The sequence below is a fragment of the Paenibacillus sp. Marseille-Q9583 genome (assembly GCF_976954365.1).
Window position 1 is genome coordinate 18,730 of sequence record NZ_CDRJTB010000023.1, and the last position, 20,381, is coordinate 39,110.

Consider the following 20,381-nt stretch of genomic DNA (forward strand, 5'->3'; position numbering starts at 1 on the left):
ATAACTCAAACTGAAAGCCATTGTTCAGGGCGGGAAAGTGCTGGAGGTAACTTTGTGAGATCATCACCTATTGCCGCATTAATCTGACCCTGAGTTAGAAAAATGCTCTCTGATAGATCAGCGCCCCTAAGGTCAGTGTCACGGAAATCTGCACCAATAAGATCTGCACCTCTAAGATTAGCGCCTTTAAGGTCAGCGGCAATCAAATAGGCTCCCCTCAGGTTGGCGCCCCTGAGATCTGCATTTTTAAGATTTGCGCCGACAAGGTCAGCACCACGGCTGAAAGTTCTCGATGCTTTTTTTAGTTTACGGCGAGCCTCAGTACGCACAAGTTCACTGACATGCAGCAGTAACAGATTAATCTTTGCTCGATGAGCGTCAACATTCACCTTCTGTAGAGAATCAGGGTTAAGTAAAGTGAGTTGTTCCGTCTCATCGAGTGCTGTTTGCAGCTCAACATGTATTGCATGGGTTATATCAAAGTTCAATGATTCATTTAAGTACCATAGCAATTCGTGCAAATGCCACATGGCCGTAAATACCTCGAACATTTGCTTTGCAGTTTTTGGATTCTTCCGCCAGTCCTCACCGGTATAAGTAACCTGAGAAAGCTTTTGCCCAGCCCCAAAACAGTCATATACAGTACAACCACGAAATCCAAGCGCTCTTAAATCTGTATGTACACCACAGCGAAAGTCTGATTGTAGGTTATGGCACGGCTGGCCAGCTGCTTTATCCATAGCAAAATCCACTGAAGCTGAAAAAGGTAGTGCGGAACAGCACAAACCGAAGCAGTTCTCACATTCTGCTTTTAAATAGTGACCGTTTTTGTCCTTAAAAGGCTCTTTAAATTTGTGATTTTCAGACACGTTTTGATTCCTCCGATATATAAAACTCGTTTACGTAACTATTCTAATTCATAGAAAAGACTAAGGGAAGTCTGAATTTTACCTAGGCCTACTAACCAATCCATTAAAAAAAACCGAGGTTAATGGTATAATAGAATACTGGACGCATTTTGGACTTAAGAACGAAAAGGTAAGGAGCGATTGTTTTTGAAGACACTCATTATTGCGGAGAAACCGGATATGGGGCGGAATATCGCCGCCGCAATAGAACCGAAGGCCAAAAATTACCGTTCCTATCTTGAAGGGGAGCAGTACATTATTACTTGGGCAATAGGGCATCTAATCGGTTTGGCCGAGCCGGATGCTTATGATGTTAAATACAAAAAGTGGAATATTAATGATCTGCCCATTATTCCAGACCAGTTCAAACTGGTTCCTAATACGCGGACAATCGACCAGCTCAAGGTAATTGGAGATCTTGCGAAACGTAGCGATCTTCTAGTGAATTCATGCGATGCCGGGCGAGAAGGGCAGCATATCTTCTCACTCATTCAACGACATTTGAAGCTGGAGCATCCTGTAAAGCGGTTGTGGATCTCGGATCTGACGCCAGAGACCATTCGCAAAGGATTTCAGGAGCTGAAGGATGGATCGGAGTACGAGAATCTAACGAAAGCTGCAAAAGCTCGCAGTGAAGCGGATTGGCTCATCGGCATGAACGGATCACGTGCTTTTACTACAAAGCATAATGTGCTGCTGTCCGTGGGTAGGGTCCAAACTCCCGTACTCGCGCTGATTTACGACCGTCAGAAGACGATTGAGGCATTCTCTTCCCTAAAGTTTTTTGAGGTGGAGGGACATTTTACTCAGAATGAAATGACCTATAAAGGCATGTGGCAGGGGGATCGGCTGACTGACGGGGATAAGGCGGAGGCGCTAGCTGCCAAGGTCAAAGGAAAACCGGGCCGGATTGAGTCTTACGAGGTTAAGGAAACAAAAGAGTATCCAAATAAGCTGTACGATTTAACGCTGCTGCAGCGCGAGGCGAATGGAAAGTACGCTTTTTCCGCAAAAAAGACGCTTGATATTGCTCAAGCGTTATATGAAAAGCATAAGGTGATCTCTTATCCGCGGACGAACTCCAACTATGTTACAGAACAGAATATTCCTGAGATGCATAAGACGTTATCCACGCTGCAAGGGACGGCTTATGATGAGTGGGTGAAGGGTGCGAATCGCAATCTCGTTCATAAAGGGAATAAATTCATCTGCAACCCCTCGAAGGTTGAGGATCACCACGCGATTTTACCTACATATCGTAAAGCATCAGGACTTAGTGCAGATGAAGGAAAGCTGTATGATTTGATTGTGCGGCGTTTTTTGTCTCAGTTCTATCCGGCAGCGGAGTATAAAGTGCATACGGTGATGACCGAGGTAGAAGAGGAAAAGTTCAAAACCACAGTCAAGGAATTATTAAGCCTCGGCTGGAAGGTCATTTACGCGGACCAGAAGAAGGATAAAGCGAAGACTTCCAAGGGTAAGAACAAGGATGACGAAGAGGACGAAGAGATCGAAGTGAACGAGCCATTTTCTATTGCTCCGGCAGAAGAAGTGGTTTGTAGTGAGGCTATTGTTAAAGAGAAAGATACTCAGCCACCCAAGCATTACACAGAAGGTACGCTGCTTCGAGCGATGGAAAGTGCCGGAAAGCAGATTGAGGATGAAGAGCTTCGAGATGCTATGAAGGATTCAGGGCTTGGAACTCCGGCTACCCGCGCAGCAACCATAGAACGGCTGAAGAATGTGGGATATATTGAAATGCAGGGCAAAAAAATTGCCATCACGCAAAAAGGACGAACAGCCATTGAGCTGATTCGTGGAGCGGGTATTGAGCTGTTGACTTCACCGGAAATGACCGGACAATGGGAACGCCGTTTGAACGAAATATCCAGAGGAACGGCGTCGGACGGGCAGTTTATGGAGAATGTAAAAAGATTCGCATGTATGATCGTGGATAAAGTGCGAGTACAATCTCGGGCGTCCAAAACTTCTTTTGAAGGGGAAACTCCTTCGGTGAATACGGGTGCTAAAGGTCGGAACGGTGGAGGTACATCTCGTAAAACCAGCGATAAACCTGCAGCGCCAAGAAAACGCAAGGCAAGTAGTGAAGAGGAATCCGCCAATTCAGGTCCTAAGGTCATCGGAAGCTGTCCGCGTCCCGGCTGCGGTGGAATGATTTTTATGGGTAAAAAAGGCTACGGCTGCTCTCATTACAAGGAAGGCTGCAAATTCGTGATCTGGAAAGAGAATCATGGTCGTACACTCACGGATACACAAGTGAAGGCGTTGATTGAGAAAGGTAGGACGGGCAAGCTAAAGCTTATCAGCGAAGACGGTACACCTCTGGAAGGCAAGCTAGTGCTTGAAAATATGGATACGGGCCAATTAGCAATTGAATCATAGTCGAACGGAAAGAATTTGTGTACGGTAAAAAGGTGCCTCTAGCCATGATGGATACATGGCAGAGACACCTTTTTAATCATGCCTTATAATTATTCAGCGGATTTAGCCAGCTGCGCTTCAATCGCTGCGGTAAGCCCTTCATAGGAGGAGTCAGGAAGCAGGGTTCCGTTTACCATAAATTTAGGTGTACCATTAACCCCGTACGACCCGGCGATCTTGAAGTCTTCTTTGACATCGAACATGTAGGTATGATTCTTGAGATCTGTTTCGAATTGTGCGTAATCAATACCTTCAATGTTATCTTTGACGAAATTTAGAATGAACTTCTGTGTGGCCCATATTTTGCTCTCATCGCCTTGATTGGCGTACAGCTTATGGAGATATTCCCAGAACTTCTCATTGCTTTGCCTATAAATGGCTTCACCTGCACTTGCAGCAAGATAGGAATCTCGATCCAAGAAGGCAAAGTTCATGAAGAAGAGTTCAACTTTTCCGGTATCCACGTAGTCCTTAACAAAAATATCCGAATATTTCTCCGACCAATTTTTGCAGGCAGGACATTTGAAATCTGCGAATTCGATAACTTTGATTTTGGCATCAGGACTACCAAGATGAGGTTGCTTTTCGTATTTCAGCCCATCAACAACAATGCTTCCCTTCACATCGGTGTAGTTAGGTAGTCCTTCTGTACTGTCCGTCTTGTCATTTAGAATGAAGACAATAACGGCGACAAGGATTACTACAACTACGCCTAAGAGCATGGGAAGCATTGATTTGTTAGTTCGGGAATGGTTGGACTTCACGTTCTTGTTCATATCTCATCTCCTACCTCATTTAGGAATTGTACAAAAATAGTATAATCATCCCAGAGGTAGAGTAGATATGTCATTTGTAACAATGTCTGAGGTCACTTTGCACCTAGAGTTTCTGCAGGGTAGCAGTACGAATAACAGGAGGCACCTCATGGATGGAGGAAATGGTCTTCACTGCTTGTTGCATTTCTTGCTCCAGTTCAATAAGGTTATAGCTCCATTCATTCTGTTGCTTCAGATAGATACTGTTAATGCCTGCGGTTACTGCCGGAAGTACATCTGTACGTAAAGAGTTACCAATCATCCAGGTGCGTTTGCGGTCAAAGCCTTGCGTAGTCAAAATATTTTCAAGTGCCTCAACATTTTTATGTTGACGAATATAGATCCGGTCATCAAAGTAAGCATCTAGCTTCATTTGCTCAATTTTACGTTGTTGGATCGTATCGTCTCCGCCCGTATACAGGAATAAATGGTGACCATCCTGCTTCAGGGTATCCAGCGTTTCAACCATGCCAGGGTAAGCTTCGATTTCTTGATCATAGACGCTTAATCCAAGCTTGTGTAACTGTTGCTCTTGAAAACGGTCCGTCGGACGATTATATTTGGCGCAGAAATAGCGGTAGGTAGCGATTAGGGATTTAGGGAAATTATCGCTGGCAAGACCACTTGTGTTGACCGTGTGCACGTCAATTTCTATTTGTTTGTCGCGTAGGTCACTGGTGCTCGGGCCAAATTCATTAAACCAATCTGTCATTAGCTCAAAATATTGCCCTAAAATCAGATCGAAATATTTGTTGCAGTGGACTAGTGTATCATCTAGATCGAAAATCACCTGTTGTGTCATGTATTTCATATCTCTCACTCCTTGGATCTGTATCTGTATAGTGTTCTATAGATAAATATAAGACTCTAGGAACATTTGAAGCTCTGATGCGCCGTCAGGGCGAATACTGAAACGTTCATCTTGTTCACCTCTAAGATGGATGCGGAGTAGGCCGGCTACTCGGAGAATCATGAGGTGATGCATCAGCATTTCTCTGGATTGATTAAGATCAGATTGCATCTCCCACAACGACTTGGGTTCATGTGCGACATAGCGAAGCAATCGAAGTCTGGTGGGGTCGGATAGTGCCTTGGTCATGCGCAAAAGCACCATAGGTGGTTCATTTTCATCTTCTAAAGGTACATCTACAGGATATTGTACGATCACCATGGTTTTGTAGAAGCAGTAAGTGTTAATCGGACGATTATGAACAGTTGGTAGTAATACAATCGTCTTTAGATCCGTGATCTCCTCAAAAACTACACCGCCAGATGCGTATTCAATTAGAGAAATGGGGTCCATTTTGCTTTCAAGCATTTTTTTCTCAGAAGCATCTTCAATTAATAGCGGTAATATTTTGTGCTCCACATGGCGGAAGTATTGCTCGTACCAGAGACGCAAGAGTGGACTATAGCTGCTCCGAATCCGCAAAGCATCTTCAATCGTAAACTCCTGAATGAGCGGAGCGATTTGCTGATAACATTCTTCTATGGAGGCTGAATCCAGATCATCTAAGAAATGCTGCACTGAAGTTGCGGGTCCTCGAATGTAAACCCAGGCATATAGCACATCATAATCCGTAAAAGGCCACTCGGCGGCTTGCATTAAAGCTGTTACCTTATGAGGAGAAATGCGATCTTCCACATCACTTATCCAGTGGGGACCAATGTCCAAATTGGAGATCCATTTTCTAGTTACATATAACATAAAACTGTCCAGCAGTTCATAAACCGGCGATACGTCGATCTTTAATTCGTACTCCATGTCTCATGCACCCCCAGGAAATCCGTAACATCTTCATATTATCTCTTGTTTTGAAGAGGGTTGTCCACTATAATGTTCGGTGTTTGCCAATTGGCGTTAGAACAAATTAGCGTTATTAATCATAGGGGGATATCATCTGTGTCAGACCGGCCAAAATTATCGATCCGAAGTAACAGCAAAATGAATTTCATGATTCTTATTACCGCTACTATAGCGGCTGGACTCAGCCAAGGAATGCTGCTTCCCGTATTATCCATTCTATTGGAGCAGAAAGGAGTTTCCTCTTCGCTTAATGGACTTAATGCAGCTGCTTTATACATAGGATCATTCGGAATGACCTTAATTGCTGAAAGAGTTCTCGGAGCGATTGGATTCAAAAAACTGATTGCTGGCGGGATAAGCTTAGTCTTAGTAAGCTTGCTTTTATTCCCCTTTTTTCCTGGAATCAAAATATGGTTTGTGTTACGTCTACTTGTAGGTGTTGGTGATGCAGCTATCAATTATGCCGCCCAGCTATGGGTGCTGCTAATGACACCTGCCGAGCATCGCGGACGAAATCTTTCCCTGTATGGGATGTCCTATGGTCTGGGCTTTAGCATGGGGCCACTTGGAATTAGTCTGCTGCGCTTTGGTCAGGAAACACCCTTTATTGTTCTAGCTTTTCTTTTTTTGCTGGTCCTAATACTAGCCGTTACATTGCTTCCGGATTCACGTCCAGATAAAGTTGAGAGTGGAGAAAGTCAGGTACGCCGGTTTGGACGTTGTTACAGTCTAGCTTGGTTCGCTTTAATTCCTGCACTCCTATACGGTTTCATGGAAGCAAGCTTAAATAGTAATTTTCCAGTGTATGGCCTCCGGATCGGATACAGCACGGATCAAATTGCAGCCTTATTGCCTTTTGCGGGCATTGGAGGACTGCTGTTACAATTCCCGCTAGGACTGTGGAGCGACCGTTTTGGTCGAAAGAAGGTATTGATACTTACTGGGATTGGAGGCGGGATTGCCTTCGCATTACTGCCATTAGCAGGTGACCATTTCAAAGTGACTATGGTGCTGTTGATGATTGCTGGTGGACTTGTAGGCTCCTTTTTCTCATTAGGGCTTAGTCTGGCTGCGGATATTTTACCACGACATTTACTGCCTGCTGCAAATGTGGTTGCTTCTTTTCATTTTAGTATAGGCAGTATTATAGGTCCAGGTATCGGCGGTTTGCTCATGCAAGTCGGCTGGGGCGGGGGGATTTTCGGCTTGATGGGCGCTTTATATATCGCCTTCGGATTGCTTGGGTTATTTTTCTCGCCACGGCAAAAAATTTGAGGTAAGATAAGAACGAGTGCTCGCATGGAAATTCATCTGGCTTTCAGAGTACACTATAGATTATAGATAAAGACAGGGAGAGGCTGAACTATGATCACAGTTGAACACTTAGCCAAGGCAGTTGGGGAAGATAAGAATCCAGTTCTACAGGATATAGGGTTTCAATTAGAACCGGGTGAGTTCGTAGCTATACTTGGAGCTAGCGGTAGCGGTAAGACCACTTTACTGCGCTGTTTAGCACTGCGTGAGAAGTGGGATAGAGGGAATTTTAGAGTGGACGGTACAGATATAATGGCGAGTGCCTTTACAGGTAAAAGAAAAATCCGCCGCGAGTGGGCATACCTGGAGCAGAATGCAGAGCTCAATCCTAACCGTACTGCATTGAAAAATGTACTGATCGGCCAGTCTTCACAAACGCCGTTATGGCGAATGGTCACTGGGATGGTACGTTCAGATGATTATATGGGTGCAATGGATGAACTGGACGCCCTTGGCCTCCTGGATAAAGCGAAGATGAAGACAAGCCAACTTAGTGGCGGAGAAAGGCAGCGTGTAGCGATAGCTAGAGCGTTGACTCACGGTGCTAAAGTGATTTTAGCGGATGAACCGGTTACGGGATTAGATCCTAAATCCGCGGAGAGTGTCTTGGAAACATTGCGGAAGCTGTGTAAAGAAACCGGTCTTACGGTTGTAACGGTGTTACCGATTGAATTAGCGGAACGTTTTGCTACGCGTCTATGGGTACTAGAAGATGGCAGAATTAAGCATGATATAAAGGGGCGTAGATTAACGTTCCAAGAACGTGCAAATCTTTAAATATAGGACACGGATAAGGAAAAGAGTGATGAAGTTGAATATGAGAAGTCTTAGGTGCTTTGTAGCCGCAACGCTGACGTTATCCGTACTGTCGGGTTGTACTTTCATCAGTGATCCTGTTTCTAAGATGAAATCCCCACAATTGTCTGCTGACAAAGCAACACTTATGGCTGCTATTAATTCACTTAAGCCAGCAGGTTCCACGTTGATTCGTCCGACCAATGACGATGATAGTACCATCTTTACTGAAGATCTCAATAAGGATGGAGTTATGGAGACGCTAGTGTTCTATAGGACTCCAGGTGAAGCCGTACAGATTCACGGGATGATACTGGAGAAACAGGGCGACACTTGGGTCAAGAAACTTGTATTCGATGGCGACGGGTCTGTGCTGGAGTCGGTTGATTTGAAGGATATGACGGGTGATGGGAAGCTTGAAATTGTTACCGGGTATTCACAAGGTGAAGAAAAGGGTCTTGTCGTATACAGCTATTCTAGCGGAACATTAGAAGAAGTGCTTTCACATCCTTATACAAAATATATGATTGATGATCTTAATGGAGATGGAATTGAGGACATAACCGTTGTTTACTTTAAAAGAAATGAATTTGCAACCATTTCGGTCTATCAGTACAATGATGGCTTTAAGGTACTCGACAAGCTTGATAATATCGACCCTTATTTTAATAATTATTACAATATTGTTGCAGGAAAAATCTCAGAGAATAAAGAAGGAATCGTATTGGATGCTGCGGTGGATTCCCAATCTGCCTATACCTCTATTGTCGTTATGGAGAATAACAAGCTGCGTGTGGTATTACCAGGCGATGCGCGGACTTATAAAGATCGTCGGATTGCAAGTGAAGATATTGATCATGATGGCATTATTGAAATTGGATTGCTTGAGGCGCCTAAAGGATGGGAGTATTTCGATCCAGCTGAAATTCCATACTTTACCTCCTATTATAAATGGGATGGGAAAGAAGGTCTGACCTTCGCAACCCAGCTATATCATGATCCATCGGATCGATTCAATATTAATTTTTCTCCGGAATGGCATGGAAAGGTGACAGTTGATACGAAATCGGTTCTGGATAAGAACCTTAAGTTTATCATGTCAGATACCGGTGAGACGGTTGCTGAGGTTTCCTTCTTTTCTCCTTCAGAATGGGATCGAGTAAAAAATGACGGTTGGGATTTGCTTGCACGTGATGCAGACAAGGTCATCGCCTACCGCGGTAAGTTAGAACAAAGTACAACAAAGGAAGGAAGCAATAAAATTGCTTCCCCTATAGAAAGGAAGGGAATAGATGAGTAAAGTACTGATACTGGAAGATGAGGAGTCCATTCGTAGTTTTATTGTCATTAACTTGAAGCGTAATGGGTTCGAAGTGATAGAGGCTGCGGATGGGCATGAAGCTCTTCACAAGTTAACCACGATCCCTGATATTGATATCGCTCTGTTGGATGTAATGGTTCCGGGTATTGATGGATTTGAAGTATGTAGACGGGTCAGAGAAACCAATGAGCGTTTGGGTATTATTTTTCTGACAGCCAAGGTTCAAGAGCAAGATAAAGTGTATGCATTGTCTGTAGGAGCGGATGACCACGTTAGCAAGCCATTCAGCCCGACAGAACTGATTGCTCGAATTCAATCTTTGCTGCGCCGAGTGAACGTTCATCGTGAACAGTCAGCGAAAGTTTCATTCGTTTCAGGGCCATTTACCTTGGATCTTATTTCCAAACATTTTAAACGTGATAATGAAGCGATTGAACTGACGCCAACGGAGTTTTCGTTGATTCAATTCTTCCTCGAAAAAGAAAATACACCGCTCAGCCGCGATCTTCTGCTGGATCATGTGTGGGGCAAGGAGTATATGGGTGATCCCAAAATTGTGGATGTGAATATTCGTCGTCTGCGTCAAAAAATAGAGAATAATCCGTCAGAGCCAGAATTTTTGCAAACGGTATGGGGACACGGATATAGATGGAAAGGCCAAGTACAATGATTAAGAAGGGGATGCGCAGACAAATTGTTCTACACTACATTCTTGTAGTTTTTTTGGCGCTTCTCCTCGTAGAAGTTATCTTCCTGCTTGCCATCAGAACGTATTATTATGACAGTGTATATAGCAAGATGAAAAATCACATTACCACGGCAGAGTCGTTTTTTCATAAATACGAGCTAGATGGCGATAACAACTCGAATCAGCTGCAAGTACTGCTGGATAGATTTGAGCTGCCCAATACAGAGCTAGAAGTATTGACCATGAATGGTGACATGATTACCAGTTCGACCGGTTTTCAGCCTGACCGTACGATTACAACTAGTGACGTCCCTGAAGCGGTAGGGGGCAGTATTGGCCGCTGGGTAGGACGCCAGAGTGGTACTAACGAGAGTGTTATGGCTGTGTCTAAGATGCTGCAGGTTCACGGACGTGATACGTATATTCTAAGATATCTTACTTCACTTGAGGGTATTAACAACGATTTGCTTAATCTTACGTTACTGTCAATAGGTATAGGTGCAGCTGTTATGGCTGTTGTTATCGTGTTTAGCTTCGGACTTGCCAATTCAATCGTAAAGCCGCTCAATAACATTACGGCGGTATCAGCCCAAATGGCTAAGGGTAGATTTAATGTGCGGATTAAGGGGAATTACAAATTTGAGATCGGTGACTTGGCTTCAACGCTGAATTATATGGCTCAGGAAATTGTGCGCAGTAATCAGATTAAGGATGATTTCATCTCGTCCATTTCACATGAGCTTCGGACACCCCTTACTAGTATCAAGGGCTGGAGTGAAACCTTGGTCTCTGGTGGCTATGATCCGGAGGAGACGAAGCTTGGAGTCAGCATCATTTCCAAAGAAAGCGAACGCTTGATTGGTCTAGTAGAGGAGATTCTAGACTTTTCAAAGCTGCAGCAGAACCAAATGAAGCTGTCCATTGGGACTGTTGACGTGAAAGTGTTACTTCAGGAGACTATACTTAATATTTGGGCCAAGGCAGAGAAGAAACGGATTCACCTGCTTCTTGAATGTGAAGACGGGATCTATGTTAAAGGGGATGCCAATCGTCTGAAACAAGTGTTCTTGAATCTGGTAGACAATGCCGTGAAGTTTTCACATGAGGAGTCCAGTATAGAATTGTCTGCGAAGAGAATTTCGGTTACAGAGACTGCTATCATGGTTCGTGATAGTGGGATTGGGATTAGTGAAGCACATATTTCCAGAGTGAAAGACCGTTTCTTTCAAGTGGATGCGTTGAACGGGGGAACGGGCTTAGGTCTAGCCATCTCACAACAAATCGTGGAACTTCATCACGGGAAGCTCGAAATGGAAAGTGAGCTAGGTAGTGGAACTGAAGTTACCGTAATCTTGCCACTTACTGAGAAGCTGCCTGAAGTCAATTCAGATCATGTAGCACAAATAACAGCTACCTTACCTGAATCAGATGTCTAGGAGGTATGGAAATGGAAGTATGGGGGAATTCGATTAGGATCGTTCGTGGAGAACCTGATCGGACAGGTGATATCTTGAGGCTGCTACAGGAAGCAGCAAATTGGATGGAACGAAATGGGATTAAGCAATGGACCCCCGGCCAATTTAACGAGAATGATATCACAGGCTATTTCGCTGATAGGCATGTTTATCTTGCGATTGACGATGAGGCAGTTGTTGGAATGTTCACGTTACAATTCAGTGATCCTCAATACTGGGGAAGTAAAAACGATGAGTCTTATGCATATTTGCATAGATTAGCTGTAGCGGGTTCACACCGCAGTCAGGGACTTGGTCAGCATATGCTTAAATATGCTGCGGTGCGAGCCAAAGAACTAGGCTGCATAGGACTCAGATTTGATACCGTCGCACATAACATTAAACTCAATCGTTATTATCAGAGCATGGGTTTTCATTACATGGGTACTAACGATATGGGAAATGGTCGTTTAGTGAACCTGTATGAGCATTTTGAGGAACAACCTGATTCCGATCGTCTGATTCTTAGATTTATTTCTGAATCGGACTTTGAGCATCTGAAACGATGGAGTGTCTCACCTGAGTATCTGAAGCAATGGGCTGGACCTTCACTAACTTTTCCTCTTGACGATGACCAGCTTACTAAGTATTTAGATGGGGCTAATCATCCAGCGAATTCTGATCGCCTTATTTTCTGTGCGGTGCATGAAGCTACTCAGCAGGTCGTGGGACACATCAGTTTTTCAGCCATAGACCGGGTGAATCGATCTGCACGTATTGGCAGAGTAGTAGTAGATACTGATTATCAGGGTAGAGGCTTTGGAACAAGGATGATGAATGAAACGCTCCGGATCGGATTTGAGAGCTTGGATCTGCATCGTATTTCTCTGGGAGCTTTTGCATTCAACACCGTAGCCCTGAAAACCTATGAAGCATTGGGCTTTAAGCGGGAGGGTGTAGAGCGCGAATCAGCGCTGTTTGGGGAGCAATATGTAGATTGTGTGGAAATGAGCATTTTAGATCGAGAATGGTTAGCGCTCCATGAATCATAAAGGTTAACTTCAAACAACCGAAGGGGCTGTTGCTCTGGTCATATTCGACCAGGACAACAGCCCCCTTTTTATAAATATAAGAATATATAAGTTTCACACTATACATTATCCTTATATTTCTCGCATAAACGCTTACCGTCCATTTGGGACGCCGAAGGCGTTTTTGCTTGATTAAGTATTTATATATATAATGGTCTTTATGAAGGGAGAACTTCCCGTAGACGTCCTGTCTTCTCATAAACATCCTGAAACAGACGGGAGGGTTGATTTCGAACCGCTGGCTTAGGAGCTACGGTCTCATTGGGCCCAACAACTACAATATTATTAATACTTCCCTTGACGACAGCACCATCCTTAATAATGGCGCCTTCGCCAATAATGGCATTTTCGATCTGTACTCCACGTCCGATGCGAACGCCAGGCATAATAACGCTTTGTTTAATTTGGCTCATTTTTCCAATTTCCACACCATTGAAGATTACAGAACGTTGCAAGCTGCCTTCTTGCGTGCAGAATTCATTCACGAGAGAGTCGGTTGATGGAATCTGAACACGTGGTTTATGAACAGCAAGCTTAGTCCGGCGACTCCGGCTATACATCGGCCAATGAGCTTTGTCGAGCTTCATGCCATTGTTTTTTTGCAGAAGATCCATATGTGCTTCCCAAAGACTACCCACAGTACCTACATCTCTCCAGTATCCTTTGAAGCGGTAAGCGAATAAATCATCATTCTGATCAAGCATCGTTGGTATAACGTCTTTACCAAAGTCATGACTGGAATTCGGATTAGCTGCATCCCGTAACAAGTGCTCCTTCAGATAAGCCCACTCAAACAGATATATACCCATAGAAGCTAAATTACTTTTGGGTACTTTTGGTTTTTCCGCAAACTCAGAGATTTTTAGTTCATCATTTACGTTCATCACTCCAAAACGACTGGCTTCATCCCAAGGCACCTCCATTACGGAGATGGTGGCTTTTGCAGCCTTCTCTACATGGTAATCCAACATTTTTCGGTAATCCATATGGTAAATATGATCACCGGATAGAATGAGAACATGTTCTGGATTGCGGCTATCGATATACTCAATGTTTTTATAAATTGCATCAGCAGTTCCTGTATAGCTATCTCTGCCTTCAACACCGGAAGGAAGCAGGGTTACACCTTTATCCTTTTGACTATGTAAGCCCCAAGGCTCACCTTCACCGATGTGTTCATGTAAGGATTCAGCTTCATATTGCGTCAGGACACCTACTGTATCAATTTTAGAGTTTACACAATTACTTAGTGGGAAATCAATAATTTTATACTGTCCACCGAAAGGGACTGCAGGCTTAGCCATACTGGAAGTCAAGGGAGCCAATCTGCGGCCTTCCCCTCCTGCCAAGAGCATGGCGATACAATCTTTTTTGTTATTCATTTGTTATCCCTCCCATTTATTTTGTCAATGCTTGATATATAAACTCACGACAAGCACTTGAAACGACATAGGTGAAGTATATTGCTGTGTAAAAAGAAAAATTACAATTAATATTTCTTTATCAGAAAATCTTTTGTTTTCACATCAAATCATTTTCAAAATGGTAATATTCGGGTAATGTAATAGGTACAAGCATTCAAAAAAGGTGGTGTAGAATTGGCTGAAAAAGCAACAATCGATACCCTTCCGTCAGCTGCTGATATTTATTTGTTCCATGAGGGCACCAATTATCGCAGCTATTCTATGCTGGGTGCGCACACTGCCGCTGAAGAAGGCGTTACGGGCGTGCGCTTTACCGTGTGGGCTCCTCATGCGACATATGTAGGACTAGCTGGTGATCATAATGGCTGGGATGGAACGCAGGACATGGACTCGTTATATAAGATACCCGATTCAGGATTTTGGAGTCGTTTTTTTCCGGGAATACAGCCGGGAACTTTTTACAAATACAGGATTGTTGCCAGTGATGGCTCCAGCTTCCTAAAAGCGGATCCTTTTGCCTTCAAAGCTGAGGTTCGACCGGCGACTGCTTCCGTTGTTACGGATCTCAGTGGTTATCGTTGGGGAGATGCTGCATGGCGGAGAAAGAGTAAAGCTCCATATCATCAACCGATGAACATTTATGAGATGCATTTTGGAACTTGGCGTCAAAAAGAAGATGGGGAATTTTACAGCTATCAGGAAATGAGTGAATTATTAATTCCTTATTTGGTGGAAATGGGTTATACCCATGTTGAGTTTATGCCGCTTGCTGAGCATCCATACGATTTGTCATGGGGCTATCAAGGCACGGGGTATTTTGCGGCTACGAGCCGATATGGTGAACCCCATGAGTTGATGTATTTAATCGATCATTTGCATCAAGCTGGAATTGGTGTCATTCTGGATTGGGTTCCGGCCCATTTTGCAAAGGATGCACACGGTTTAAGAATGTTTGATGGCTCGCCACTTTATGAATATGCAGATCCAATGTTAGCGGAAAAACCAGGCTGGGGAACCCTATCGTTCGACTTCAGCAAGCCTGAGATTTCTTCGTTCCTCATTTCTAATGCACTCTTTTGGTTTGAATATTATCATATTGACGGGATGCGTGTAGATGCGGTTACCAGTATGCTACGTCTCGATTTTGAGAAACAAGCTCATCAATATCGACGTAATGTGAATGGTGGTCTGGAGAATTTAGAAGCCATTAAGTTTATTCAGAACCTGAATAAAGCGATATTTCAGTATTTTCCTAAGGCATTAATGATGGCAGAAGAATCTAGTGCTTGGCCGGGAGTTACAGCGCCAGCTCATGAAGGTGGCCTCGGTTTTAACTACAAATGGAATATGGGATGGATGAATGACACATTGGGCTACATAGAACATGATTTTTGGGGGCGCCCTCATCATCATAATTTATTAACATTTCCAATATGTTATGCTTATGCCGAAAATTATGCATTACCGTTATCACATGACGAGGTTGTACATGGCAAGAAGTCATTACTGGACAAAATGCCAGGTTCTTATGAGCAAAAGTTCGCAGGACTTAGACAACTGCTCGGTTATCAAATATCTCATCCCGGAAAGAAACTCCTGTTCATGGGTGGAGAATTTGGTCAATTTATCGAGTGGAAGGATCAGGAACAGCTGGATTGGCTACTGCTGGACTATGACAGCCATCGCGGCATGCTAGCTTACACTGCTGCACTTAATAAACTGTATCGCTCGGAGAAAGCCCTGTGGGAGCTTGATCATTCCCAAGAGGGTTATCAATGGATTGATGCAGATGACAATGAACAAAGCGTAATTTCATATTTGCGTAAAGGCAAGAAGCCTGGAGATACGTTGCTGTTTATCATCAATTTTCAACCTGTCCAGCGCCAACAGTATCGTATAGGTGTTCCACGCCCAGGGACTTATGAAGAACTTTTTAGCTCGGAAGATATAGCGTTCGGAGGTTCGGGTATACACAACTTGCCTCAGAAGAGCAAAAAGTTGGAATGGCATAATCAGGTGAACAGTATAGAGCTAACATTACCGCCTTTTAGCTTCCTGGTGTTTAAGAAAACGTCACGAGTGGGTAAGAGTAAAGAGGCAAATGAGTCATAGATTAAAGAACGAATAGAGAATCCGTACACTTTAAAGGGGGAAATAATCATGAAAGTTTTATTTGCCGCAGCTGAAGCTCATCCATTTATCAAAACGGGTGGTCTGGCCGATGTCATTGGGGCATTACCTAAAGCGCTGAAGGGTGCCGGGGTGGATGTACGAGTGATTTTGCCTAAATATCGTGGGATTCCAGAAAAGTTCACTTCAAAATTGGAGCATTTAACAGAAGTGTATGTGCCAATCGGCTGGCGTAATCAATACTGCGGGATCGAACATATGGTTTATGACGGTATTCCCGTTTACTTTATCGACAATGAATATTATTTTGGACGGGACGGAATCTACGGATATATGGACGATGGGGAACGCTTCGCGTTCTATAATCGTGCGGTGCTGGAGTGTCTGCCAGCTATTGATTTTCAGCCCGACGTCTTGCATTGCCATGATTGGCATGCGGCTGTAATCCCAATGCTGCTTCAGGGTCATTATCGACACAATCCATTTTACAGCGAAATGCGAAGTGTATTTACCATACATAACCTGCTGTATCAGGGTGTGTTTCCTTATGAAGTGCTTGGTGAGCTATTGGGTCTGGACAGCAGTTATTTTGGAGGCGTGGAGTATTACAGGAATGTGAATTTCTTAAAAGGTGGCATTGTATATAGCGACCGTGTCACCACAGTAAGTCCAACCTACTCGGAAGAAATTCGAACACCATATTATGGTTACGGGTTGGATGGATTATTGAATGCGCGAGCGGATGTTTTGAGCGGTATTGTGAATGGAATTGATACAAAAAGTTATAATCCTGCAACGGATACAAGTCTTGTTACCCGTTATCGTTCTAATCTGGCGAAGAAAACGGAGAATAAATTAGCCTTGCAGGAGGAATTAGGACTACCTGTGGATGCTAATATTCCGATGGTGGCTATGGTTACTCGTCTTGTGGATTCCAAAGGTTTAGATTTGCTTACGCGTGTATTGGATGAGCTATTGTATAAGGATGACATTCAATTTGTTCTGCTTGGAACGGGGGATGAGTCCTATGAGCGATGGTTTAAGGAAGCGGCTTGGCGTTATCCGACAAAGCTATCTTCACAAATCCTCTTTAATGATGCACTCTCACGCAAAATATATGCTGCTAGTGATATCTTTCTGATGCCTTCCAAGTTTGAGCCTTGCGGAATCAGTCAACTTCTCGCTTTACGCTACGGCAGCATACCTGTTGTGCGGGAAACTGGTGGCCTGAATGACACAGTTCAAGCTTATAATGAAGAATCCGGTGAAGGGAACGGCTTTACATTCAGTAACTACAACGCCCACGATATGATGTTTACACTTCGCCGGGCGATTTCATTATACAAGCAGCCTGAACACTGGAAAAAGATTACGAAAAACGCATTCGCTGGAGATTATAGCTGGAATGTATCGGCGCAACAGTACATTGATATTTATAATGAAATTACGGAATAAGGATTCATTAGATTCCGTAATAGGATAATAAGGGAGTGCACTGAAGTATAACTCATACTTTAAGTGCACTCCTTTTTTTGATGAAAATAAGAGGCGATTTGCCGCATGATTTGGTTAAGTTAGGGAATAGTAAAAATGTATAAAATTATATAAAATTTGAATAAATGTTGAATAATATGTTTCAGAAGAATGAATTCTTTGCTTTGAAACCCAATAAAAGGAAGTTATTGTCACAATTATGCCTTTGCATATTCATGCGTTCTGATTTATAATAAGTCGGTCAAAGAGACAACTTGGATTTTTTTCATACGAATAGGGGAGATATAGAAATGAACAAATGGGGTAAACTTAGTTTAGGTATGTTATTAGCAGTAGGCCTGTTGTCAGGCTGCGGTCAAAATAAAAATGATAGTGATACCGCTGCAAGTGGAAATGCAACTAACGGTGGGGCTACTAAGAAGCTTACTATGGGTACAAGTGCAGATTTTCCTCCGTACGAATTCCATAAAGTAGTAGACGGTAAAGATACTATTGTGGGCTTCGATATCGATATCGCTAAGGAAATTGCTGCTGATATGGGTGCTGAACTTGTAATTAAGGACTTGCCATTCGACTCACTACTAAACGAATTGTCCAGCGGAAGAGTAGATATTGTAATTTCTGGACTTAGCCCGACGGAAGAACGTAAAAAGGCTGTTGACCTTTCAGACATTTATTACAAGGCTGAGCAAGCGATTGTTGTGCGCGAAGCGGACAAAGATAAATACGCCACTATGGATGCTGTAAAAGGTACCAAAATTGGTGTGCAGACTGGATCCATTCAAGAAGAAATTGCTAAAGGAGTCGAGGGAGCGAAAATCACTTCGCTTGGTAAAATCTCCGAAATCGTTCTACAATTGCAATCCAATCGTGTAGATACTGCTATCATTGAAGGGCCCGTCGCCAAATCATTCGTTAAGAATGTTCCTGGTCTTGTAATTACTGATGCTAAGCCAGAAGTTGAAGATGACGGTTATGCTATTGGTATTAAAAAAGGAAACAAAGAGCTACTGGATCAAGTAAATAGCACGCTGACACGTTTAAACTCAGAAGGTAAAATTGATGAGTACGTAACAGCAGCTAGTGAGCTTGCAGATAGCACGAAGTAAAGAAACAACGGATATTTTTAAAGTCTGCTAAAGTAAATTGTATGTGTATACAGAAAATAGCGACAATAAGCTATTTTCTATTTTTTTGGAGATGGGAGGATAGGTTATGGACATTACTTTATTTAAAATGGCTTATGATTATCGTGATTTTTTCCTAACCGGTTTGCAGTATACCTTGCTGCTTGCTGTTCTAGGCGTCTTCTTTGGTTTTATTCTAGGGATTATTGTTTCCTTGCTACGTATGTCCAAATGGGGTGTGCTTCGCTTCTTGGCAACAGCCTGGGTAGAATTCCTTCGTGGTACACCTATGCTTGTACAACTGTTTCTGATCCATTATGGATTGGCTACATTCGGGATTGAATTTACACCGATTCAGTCGGGGGCAATCACTTTATCCATTAACAGTTCTGCTTACCTTGCAGAGATTTTCCGTGCTGGGATACAAGGGGTAGATCGTGGACAAATGGAGGCAGCCCGTTCGCTTGGAATGAAGCAAGGGATGACTATGCGCCATATCATACTCCCGCAGGCACTCAAGAGTGTTCTTCCGGCAATCGGAAATGAATTTATTACCATTATCAAGGAATCATCGATTATTTCTTTTATCGGCGTTACGGATTTGATGTTTCAAGCACGTACGGTTACAACGATTTCTTACGATGGTATGACACCACTTGTAATTATCGCATTTATGTACTTTGTGCTGACATTTACGCTATCGAAGATCCTAGGTAGACTGGAAAGGAGGCTGAATACCGATGATCGCCGTTAAGAACTTGCAAAAAAATTATGGGAAGCTGGAAATTCTCAAGGGAATTGACTTGGAGATTCATAAAGGTGAGGTCGTCGTCGTTATCGGACCGAGTGGATCGGGTAAAAGTACCTTTCTACGCTGTTTGAATCTCCTGGAGCAGCCAACTGGTGGCGAAATCACTTTTGAAGGTGAATCTATTACCTCCAAAAAGCACGATATTAATGTTACACGTGAGAAGATGGGAATGGTATTTCAGCAGTTTAACCTCTTTCCTCACAAAACAGTTCTGCAGAACATTACACTAGCGCCGATTAAGGTGAAAAAACAGCAGCAGTCCGAAGCTGAAAAATTCGCAATGGAGCTGCTCAAGACTGTAGGCCTTGAAGATAAAAAGGATGCATATCCTGCTCAACTGTCCGGAGGACAGAAGCAGCGGATCGCGATTGCCCGTGCGCTGGCGATGCAGCCTCATGTGATGCTCTTTGACGAGCCAACCTCAGCACTTGACCCAGAGATGGTCGGTGAGGTGCTGGAGGTTATGAAGAAGCTTGCAGAAGATGGGATGACAATGGTCATTGTTACGCATGAGATGGGCTTTGCACGCGAAGTGGGCGACCGTATTCTATTTATGGATGGCGGTGTGATTGTAGAGCAGGGTACACCTGCACAAGTATTCGGAAATCCTCAGCATGTACGTACACAGGATTTTTTAAGTAAAGTGTTATAAGTAAGTCAAATCGAAGCGGCGCTCGGGCAAGTTATCCGGGTGCTGCTTTATTTTTTAACAGTTGCATAATTTGAGGATATAATGGACTGAGTTCATTTATTTATGTGA

At 43.4% G+C, this 20,381-nt stretch carries 17 protein-coding genes; 12 read left to right on the forward strand and 5 right to left on the reverse strand.

The annotated features are described in order from the left end of the window. Positions 1 to 5: 5 nt before the first annotated feature. A complete protein-coding gene (locus ACWNM1_RS12940; RefSeq protein ID WP_449601234.1) occupies positions 6 to 869 on the reverse strand; it encodes a pentapeptide repeat-containing protein in 864 nt (287 codons plus the stop codon). A 186-nt stretch (positions 870 to 1,055) separates the two neighbouring features. On the opposite strand from ACWNM1_RS12940, the gene ACWNM1_RS12945 reads away from it, so the two are divergent. Next, a complete protein-coding gene (locus tag ACWNM1_RS12945; RefSeq protein ID WP_449601235.1) occupies positions 1,056 to 3,311 on the forward strand; it encodes a DNA topoisomerase 3 in 2,256 nt (751 codons plus the stop codon). A gap of 89 nt (positions 3,312 to 3,400) precedes the next feature. On the opposite strand, the gene ACWNM1_RS12950 is transcribed toward ACWNM1_RS12945, so the two are convergent. The 3 genes from ACWNM1_RS12950 to ACWNM1_RS12960 form a co-directional block, all read right to left on the reverse strand. Continuing rightward, positions 3,401 to 4,126, reverse strand: coding sequence for a DsbA family protein (locus ACWNM1_RS12950; protein WP_449601236.1), 726 nt, complete (start codon positions 4,124 to 4,126; stop codon positions 3,401 to 3,403). Positions 4,127 to 4,229: 103 nt separating this feature from the next. Next, positions 4,230 to 4,976 carry an HAD family hydrolase gene (locus tag ACWNM1_RS12955; RefSeq protein WP_076283560.1) on the reverse strand — a complete coding sequence of 249 codons (747 nt, stop codon included), beginning with the start codon at positions 4,974 to 4,976 and terminating at the stop codon, positions 4,230 to 4,232. 36 nt (positions 4,977 to 5,012) lie between these two features. Then, positions 5,013 to 5,930, reverse strand: coding sequence for an ArsR/SmtB family transcription factor (locus tag ACWNM1_RS12960; protein ID WP_042188782.1), 918 nt, complete (start codon positions 5,928 to 5,930; stop codon positions 5,013 to 5,015). 162 nt (positions 5,931 to 6,092) lie between these two features. Here ACWNM1_RS12960 and ACWNM1_RS12965 point away from each other — a divergent pair, with 162 nt between their 5' ends. The 6 genes from ACWNM1_RS12965 to ACWNM1_RS12990 all read left to right on the forward strand — a co-directional run bounded on the left by ACWNM1_RS12965 (position 6,093) and on the right by ACWNM1_RS12990 (position 12,596). Next, a complete protein-coding gene (locus tag ACWNM1_RS12965; protein ID WP_449601278.1) occupies positions 6,093 to 7,247 on the forward strand; it encodes an MFS transporter in 1,155 nt (384 codons plus the stop codon). A gap of 90 nt (positions 7,248 to 7,337) precedes the next feature. Further along, positions 7,338 to 8,063 carry a phosphonate ABC transporter ATP-binding protein gene (locus ACWNM1_RS12970; RefSeq protein WP_076283562.1) on the forward strand — a complete coding sequence of 242 codons (726 nt, stop codon included), beginning with the start codon at positions 7,338 to 7,340 and terminating at the stop codon, positions 8,061 to 8,063. A 40-nt stretch (positions 8,064 to 8,103) separates the two neighbouring features. Next, positions 8,104 to 9,381, forward strand: a complete 1,278-nt coding sequence (locus tag ACWNM1_RS12975) for a hypothetical protein (protein ID WP_042194029.1) — start codon at positions 8,104 to 8,106, stop codon at positions 9,379 to 9,381. After that, positions 9,374 to 10,072, forward strand: coding sequence for a response regulator transcription factor (locus ACWNM1_RS12980; RefSeq protein WP_042128265.1), 699 nt, complete (start codon positions 9,374 to 9,376; stop codon positions 10,070 to 10,072). Before ACWNM1_RS12975 ends, ACWNM1_RS12980 begins: the two co-directional genes overlap by 8 nt. Then, a complete protein-coding gene (locus ACWNM1_RS12985; protein ID WP_449601279.1) occupies positions 10,069 to 11,526 on the forward strand; it encodes a sensor histidine kinase in 1,458 nt (485 codons plus the stop codon). Before ACWNM1_RS12980 ends, ACWNM1_RS12985 begins: the two co-directional genes overlap by 4 nt. 11 nt (positions 11,527 to 11,537) lie before the next feature. Beyond that, positions 11,538 to 12,596: a GNAT family N-acetyltransferase gene (locus tag ACWNM1_RS12990; RefSeq protein WP_449601237.1), complete on the forward strand. Its 1,059-nt coding sequence runs from the start codon at positions 11,538 to 11,540 to the stop codon at positions 12,594 to 12,596. A gap of 197 nt (positions 12,597 to 12,793) precedes the next feature. On the opposite strand, the gene ACWNM1_RS12995 is transcribed toward ACWNM1_RS12990, so the two are convergent. Further along, positions 12,794 to 14,017: a glucose-1-phosphate adenylyltransferase gene (locus tag ACWNM1_RS12995; protein ID WP_076283564.1), complete on the reverse strand. Its 1,224-nt coding sequence runs from the start codon at positions 14,015 to 14,017 to the stop codon at positions 12,794 to 12,796. Between the two features lie 216 nt (positions 14,018 to 14,233). On the opposite strand from ACWNM1_RS12995, the gene glgB reads away from it, so the two are divergent. The 5 genes from glgB to ACWNM1_RS13020 all read left to right on the forward strand — a co-directional run bounded on the left by glgB (position 14,234) and on the right by ACWNM1_RS13020 (position 20,273). After that, the gene (gene glgB / locus ACWNM1_RS13000) at positions 14,234 to 16,171 is read left to right on the forward strand and encodes a 1,4-alpha-glucan branching protein GlgB (RefSeq protein WP_449601238.1); all 1,938 of its coding nucleotides are present in this window, start codon (positions 14,234 to 14,236) and stop codon (positions 16,169 to 16,171) included. A gap of 48 nt (positions 16,172 to 16,219) precedes the next feature. Further along, complete coding sequence (gene glgA, locus ACWNM1_RS13005) at positions 16,220 to 17,644, forward strand: glycogen synthase GlgA (RefSeq protein ID WP_449601239.1); 1,425 nt, start codon at positions 16,220 to 16,222, stop codon at positions 17,642 to 17,644. Between the two features lie 329 nt (positions 17,645 to 17,973). Further along, entirely contained in the window at positions 17,974 to 18,792 is an 819-nt protein-coding gene (locus ACWNM1_RS13010) for a transporter substrate-binding domain-containing protein (protein ID WP_449601240.1), read from the forward strand. Between the two features lie 106 nt (positions 18,793 to 18,898). Beyond that, the gene (locus ACWNM1_RS13015) at positions 18,899 to 19,564 is read left to right on the forward strand and encodes an amino acid ABC transporter permease (RefSeq protein ID WP_042128253.1); all 666 of its coding nucleotides are present in this window, start codon (positions 18,899 to 18,901) and stop codon (positions 19,562 to 19,564) included. Next, positions 19,551 to 20,273, forward strand: a complete 723-nt coding sequence (locus ACWNM1_RS13020; protein ID WP_449601241.1) for an amino acid ABC transporter ATP-binding protein — start codon at positions 19,551 to 19,553, stop codon at positions 20,271 to 20,273. The genes ACWNM1_RS13015 and ACWNM1_RS13020 overlap by 14 nt, the downstream gene beginning before the upstream one ends. The last annotated feature ends 108 nt before the right edge of the window (positions 20,274 to 20,381 follow it).